Raw genomic sequence first — 5,851 nt, 5'->3', positions numbered from 1 at the left:
GAATCAACGCGCCTGTCCACCACTCAGAGGGACGGCGATAATGGATCGCTTACGATCGTTCCGTTGCATATTGCCGACCTGGATGAGCAGCTGCTCGCGCTTACAAACTTCTTGCGCGACGCCGTCGAGCCGCGTGTCACAACTAATCTGCTCTCGCATGCGGTGCCGCTCGCGCAAGGTGGCCACGTCGTCGTCCTGCGTGTGGCACCAAGTCCCAATGCGCCGCATCGTTTGCAGCGCAACAACCACTTCTACCTGCGCAACTCCGTTGGCAAGGAAACCATGGACATCCACGCCATCCGCTCCGCGTTCGCGTTTTCGGAAGGCCTTGCCGACCGGGCACTAGCCGTTTGCGACCGTCGGCTGGCCTTGCTTCGCAGCGGCAAGACCCAGGTTCCGACCGTGCCCGAGCAGCCACTGCTTGTTGTGCACCTGTTACCAGTGCTGTCGCTCACCCGGCGTGAGGGGCACACAATCGAGGAACTCAAGGCGGCCGCCGCGGACCTGCAGCGAGCCCAGCCGGCTGCTTATCCACTCGGTCGGCCGGTTGCGAATTTCGAAGGCGTGATTTGCACCAGCAACACGGATCGCGAAGATCGACACTACGCGTTCGCGCAGCTATTCCGTGATGGCTCCATCGAGATGGTCAGCGTCCTCGCGATCGAGGAGGAAGGCAACCCGCCGCTACCGACGATTTACCCGGCCCAGTATGAACCGTCGCTCGTTCAGAACGGTCTGCCGGTGGCTTTTCAGGCCCTCACCACGCTAGGCATCCCCGCCCCGCTGTACTTGTCGGTGAGCGTACTGAATGTGCGCGGCATGCGCGTTGCCATCCGGCGGCCAGGCACCGGTCTCCCAGGCTTCCCCGACTTGCCCGCCAACCTCGTTGATCTCACTTCGTCGCTGCGTTATGTCGAGGATCCGACCGTCGATCCAGCCGTGCTAGCCGGGCCCGCAATCGACATAGCCTGGAACGCGGTCGGGATCGACCACAGGCAGGTCGTTTTCTGGAACCCGGAACCGTGAGCAAGAGCATAGGTACCCCGCCGGACAAAGAAGCAGTGCCTTAGCGCTTTCGTCGACATTGCCTTAGTCGGGGTAGCGGCAAGGTAGCGTAAATTCCTATCATAAGCATTTTGGTTATAAAAACGCGCAGAATCATTTCGAACTGACCTGGTAACGACCAGGTATGCTTCGGCTAATCTGAGCGGCCCGCTGCGATTAGGACGACTCGCATGGCCACCATCGAACGTACTGCGTATCCGCGGTTTCCCAAGGTCCCTTGCCACGCGGGACCTGCAAACCTGCTAGGGGACGCTTCAGGAAACGGAAAATAAAGCACGTTTAGCCCGAGTTAGCGGGCGGACGTGCCTGCCAGGATAGGAGGCGGCGAACCCGATGAAGGGCAAGGGAAAATTGCTACGCCACAGGCGGCGTACAAACCGGGCCAGGGAATTCCCGCGAACTAGCGATCTTCGTCTGGGACGAATGGGATGACGCCCAGGCGAAAGGCTTCTTCCTGCAAATTGCGCGGGATGCGGCGCGCGTCGACGATCATGCCATTGATTTCGATAAGCCAGACGAGTGGATTTCTGTCGAGCTGACTGGGAAGCGACCAGCGAGGATCGAGCTGGCCGATCTTCAGAAGGTTGAGAATCGCTCCTGAGCGAGCCGAACCGGTCTGGGCGCTCAGCTCGAAGTGCTGGCACAACGCATCGGCGCGCATGTGGGGCTTCTGGGACTTGTCGAAGAGGAAGTTGATCCTCCCGATCGCGTAGGCCACGCCGCAGGCCCAGGAGCGTGCAGGACCGGTCACCAGTGGCGATGGCCGCTTGCGGCACAGGGTGGCAACGAGACGCCGGCAGAGGTCGCGGTATTCGTCAGTCAGGTGCTGTGCACAAAAAGCGTCGGTAAGCGTAGTGATCTCGTCATACCGGTCTTGCATGGCGGCCGGCACTCGCTCGCCGCGAAAGGTTGGCTTCATGGGATTCGCGCGATCCGTATGAGTCAGTTACCCAGCTCGGCGAGCCCATGAACATTGCCCTCCCGCTCGACCAGGCGCAGCCACGTATCCAGCTTCTCGCTGCTGCCGTCAAGCAACCGGTCAACCAGGGTCCGGTCGTTCGCCTTGCCAAGCATGTTGTGTAGTCCCAGGTATGCTACGAGAAGGTGGTACATTGCGCAGCGCAAATCATCACGTTCGTCCTGACAGCGCCGGGCGTGGCGATGCAGATCCGCAATGGCGAGCCCGAGTTTTTCACCGACATACGAAAGCGGTATGCCGTCACGATCCTGTCGCGACGTGTAGGCGGGGCCATTGGCGCTCAGGGGAAGATCGGCATCATCCGGGATCTGGGGCATTGCGTGTCTCCGTAGCGGTGCTGCATGATCAGTGAAACGTCGGCGAGCTGGCCATGCAGCAATGCTTGTACTTGCGGCCACTACCGCACGGGCACGGCTCGTTGCGCCCGATCTTCGGCTCTTCACGACGCATGGGAACGCGTCCCGGGATGCTCGCCAGCGCGCGCCGGTGGGGCTCGAAGTAACGGTAGATGTGGGTCAGCCCGGCGATCATCGTCTCCAGCAGTCCCTCGCGCTTTTCCGCAGGGATCGATGGTGGCCGCATCTGCGGGTCGGGATTGTGTTCATGATGCAGCATCATGATCGGGATCATCGGCCCGCCGTGGTCCTCGTCGTGGATCAGTTCCCCCCAGCTCGCAGGACGCATCTGTACGCCGCGCATGAAGCCATGCGCCCAGTCGTTGGCCAGGGCAACACCATCGTCGCGCTCGAGCAACACGGGCAGGTACACGTTCGGCTCATGCAGTGTTTGCTGCAATTCCGTGCTGATCGTGTTCCAGTGACGCATGAGCAGCTCGATGATTTCGGTGGCCTGCCCGTCGCTTTCAAACGAAAAATCCTCCCCCCAGATCTGGGGCAGATACTCGCTGGGCAACACGATGTCAGGTCCGCAAATCAACGCGACGAAATAGCCGTCGAGCGTTTCGATGTTCATCGCGGCATCGCCGATGGAGTCAAGAAACCCGGCGAGACGGGCAAAATCGTCGTCGGCAAGCGGCTGTTGGGACATCAGGTTGTTCACGGCGGATTTTCTCTTCGCGAGGGTCGAAGCAACTGTATCCGGTGATTATACGATGTCGACTTCGCTGGGTATGGCGGCAAGGTCGGTTGAGCCTTCGGCAGTTTGCGAGGGACGCCGAATCCGCGGCTCCGCCCCCGGCACCGGCCGCAGTGGCCTGAACCTGCCGGCCTGAAGCTTGCGGTCCTGATGCCAGACGTAGTCGCCGGTCAGGTTGATGTGCTCCCAGCCAAGCGGCGACAGATACGGCAGCAGCGCGGTGTCGGCAGGTACGCCGCGCTCGTGCATGGTCTGGACAGCCCGCTCGAGGTAGACGGTATTCCACAGTACGATCGCGGCCGTGACCAGATTCAGCCCGCTGGCGCGATAGCGCTGAGCCTCGAAGCTGCGATCGCGGATTTCCCCGAGGCGGTAGAAGAACACCGAGCGCGCAAGCGCATTGCGGGCCTCGCCCTTGTTCAAGCCGGCATGAACGCGACGGCGCAGTTCGACGTTTTGCAGCCAGTCGAGAATGAACAGCGTGCGCTCGATGCGGCCGATTTCGCGCAGTGCGACGGCGAGGCCGTTCTGTCTTGGATAGCTGCCAAGCTTGCGCAGCATCAGCGAAGCCGTGACGGTGCCCTGCCGGATCGACGTCGCCAGACGCAGAACCTCGTCCCAGTTCCTCCGGATGTGCTTTTCGTTGTACGTGTCGCCGATCATTGAGGCAAGCGCAGGATAATCCTTGGGATTGCCTGGCACATACAGCTTCATGTCGCTGAGATCACGGATCCGTGGCGCGAACCGGAAACCAAGCAGATGCATCAGCGCAAAGACGTGATCGGTAAATCCGTTGGTGTCAGTGTAATGTTCCTGGAAGCGTAGGTCAGATTCGTGATACAGCAGTCCGTCGAGTACATAGGTCGAATCGCGCACACCGACGTTCACGAGGTTCGGATAGAACGGCGCGTACTGGTCGGAGATGTGCGTGTAGAACATGCGTCCGGGCTCGGCGCCGTATTTCGGATTCACGTGTCCCGTGCTCTCGGCCTTGCTGCCCGCACGGAAGCGCTGCCCATCGGATGACGAGGTGGTGCCGTCGCCCCAGTGGGCGGCGAACGGATGGGCGAACTGTGCGTTGACGATTTCAGCCAGCGCCTGTGAGTAGGTTTCGTCCCGGATGTGCCACGCCTGCAGCCACGACAGTTTCGCGTAGGTGGTACCGGGGCAGGCCTCCGCCATCTTCGTCAGTCCGAGGTTGATCGCGTCGGCCAGGACCGTCGTGAGCAGCAGGGTCTTGTCTTTCGCTGTCTCACCAGTCTTCAGGTGCGTAAAGTGGCGGGTGAAACCGGTCCACGCGTCAACCTCCATCAGCAACTCGGTGATTTTCACGCGCGGCAGCATGACCGATGTCTGGTCAATGAGTGCCTGAGCCGCCTCGGGTACCGCGGCATCGAGCGGCGTCATTTTCAGGCCCGATTCCGTGATGATCGCATCGGGCAGCCCGTTATCGGCGGCGAGGCGGTTGACAGTTGCCAGTCGCTGCTCCAGCAACTGCCGCCGCTCGTTCAGGTAACGGTCGCAATCAGCGATGATCGGCAGCGGCAAGGCATTGCCCTGCATGATCGCCTGGAAATTCTCTGTCGGCAGCAGATAGTCGTCAAAGTCCCTGAACTGGCGTGAGCCCTGCACCCAGATGTCGCCTGAGCGTAGCGCGTTCTTCAGTTCGGCGAGCGCGCACAGTTCGTAGTAACGGCGATCGATACCGCTGTCGGGCATCACGAGTGATTTCCAGCGTGGCTTGACGAAGGCGGTGGGCGCGTCAGCAGGCATTTTTCGCACTCCGTCGTTGTCCATGGCGCGGATCGTATCGACGGCTTCAAGCACATCCCTCGCCGCAGGAGCGGCACGTAGTTTCAGGATGTCCAGGAACGCAGGGACGTACCGGCGCAGTGTCGCATAGTGATCGCCGATCTGATGCAGAAAATCGAACGCTTCGGGCTGGGCGAGCTGCTCGGCTTCGCTGACGCTTTTCGTGAAGGCCTCCCACGACATGACGGATTCGATCGCCTTGAACGCGTCACCGCCGTTTTCCTTGGCTTCCAGCAGAGCCCGGCCCAGCTTCCCGTACAGTCTCACCTTGTCGTTGATGGCTTTTCCCGAACGATGAAACTGCTCCTGATGCTTCTTTTTCGCGGCATTGAAGAGCCGCCCGATGATGCGGTCGTGCAGGTCAACGATCTCGTCGGTGACCGTCGCCGTAGCTTCGATCACGATGGCCACCAGAGTGGCGTGACGGCGTTGCTTTTCAAATCTGGCCAGGTCGGCCGGCGTCATCTGTGCGCCTTCGCGGGCAATCTTGAGCAGGCGGTTCCGGTGCACCATCCGATCGAGGCCCGCGGGCAGGTCAATGGCGTGAAGGATTTTCAGGCGATCGATATGCTTGAGCATCTGGCGTGAACTCGCCTTCCCCGGCGGCAGCCGCAGCCATGCGAGCCATGTCATGCGGCCATCATCACGGCGCGTCAATAGCTGGTCGAGTCTTTGCCGGTGTTCATCCGAAAGTGATGCTGTGAGAACATCATAGATGCGGCGGGTCGCGCGGGTGACGGCCTCCGCGCAGATCCGCTCGATTACGTTTGCGCCGGGCAGAAGGATTGCCTGTTGGCGCAGGTATCCGACCAGCGCCTGCGCGAGCACCAGGCCCTTGTTGATCTGGCTCTGGTGCAAATAGGGCCGGCGAATGGGTTAGAGTTGTCGGAAGAAGACGAA

Annotated in this window: 4 protein-coding genes and 1 pseudogene; 1 reads left to right on the top strand and 4 read right to left on the bottom strand. The window is 61.0% G+C overall.

Annotated elements, in window-relative coordinates:
* A partial coding sequence (locus ACOJB8_RS40585; protein ID WP_475017853.1) for an AlbA family DNA-binding domain-containing protein occupies window positions 1-1,026 on the top strand: 1,026 nt, incomplete at its 5' end.
* A gap of 439 nt (window positions 1,027-1,465) precedes the next feature.
* On the opposite strand, the gene ACOJB8_RS40580 is transcribed toward ACOJB8_RS40585, so the two are convergent.
* From ACOJB8_RS40580 to ACOJB8_RS40565, 4 genes and pseudogenes are all read right to left on the bottom strand, one after another.
* Window positions 1,466-1,984, bottom strand: a complete 519-nt coding sequence (locus ACOJB8_RS40580; RefSeq protein ID WP_368619434.1) for a DUF6398 domain-containing protein — start codon at window positions 1,982-1,984, stop codon at window positions 1,466-1,468.
* A 23-nt stretch (window positions 1,985-2,007) separates the two neighbouring features.
* Entirely contained in the window at window positions 2,008-2,361 is a 354-nt protein-coding gene (locus tag ACOJB8_RS40575) for a hypothetical protein (RefSeq protein WP_342925462.1), read from the bottom strand.
* 28 nt (window positions 2,362-2,389) lie between these two features.
* On the bottom strand, window positions 2,390-3,103 hold the full coding sequence (locus tag ACOJB8_RS40570; protein WP_368619433.1) for a YecA/YgfB family protein: 714 nt from the start codon (window positions 3,101-3,103) through the stop codon (window positions 2,390-2,392).
* Window positions 3,104-3,148: 45 nt separating this feature from the next.
* Window positions 3,149-5,797: pseudogene (locus ACOJB8_RS40565) on the bottom strand (Tn3 family transposase); the annotation flags it as partial.
* Between the last annotated feature and the right edge of the window lie 54 nt (window positions 5,798-5,851).

Source organism: Paraburkholderia sp. BR10141 (assembly GCF_056155635.1).
This window is presented reverse-complemented; position numbering and strand designations above follow the sequence as displayed.